Raw genomic sequence first — 259 nt, 5'->3', positions numbered from 1 at the left:
CTACGATACATTTACGGTGGCGACGATGATCAACCGGGCCATCTATGACCAATTAATTAAAAAAGAAATCCTGCTGATTGAAGATATTTTGATTCCGCGCGAAAGCACGCATTTCCTGCATGTCAAAGACCCGATCAGCCTCTATAATGAATTGAACAACGAAACAACCCACAGAGGGTTCCCCGTCGTTGATGGCAGCGGAAGGCTCGTCGGGATCGTCACGTCCCGCGATGTCATCGGTGCGCCGGATACCGATTCG

The 259-nt window shown here is 49.8% G+C and carries 1 protein-coding gene; it reads left to right on the top strand.

What is annotated here, in order from left to right; genetic code table 11:
- Positions 1-25 precede the first annotated feature (25 nt).
- The coding region (locus R0J87_RS22035) for a CBS domain-containing protein (RefSeq protein WP_498888981.1) at positions 26-259 on the top strand (234 nt) is incomplete at its 3' end.

The organism is Halomonas sp. SIMBA_159 (genome assembly GCF_046536035.1).
Lineage (GTDB): Bacteria > Pseudomonadota > Gammaproteobacteria > Pseudomonadales > Halomonadaceae > Vreelandella > Vreelandella venusta_A.
Note: the sequence above shows the minus strand (reverse complement) of the source record. Positions and strands in the feature narration are given on the sequence as shown.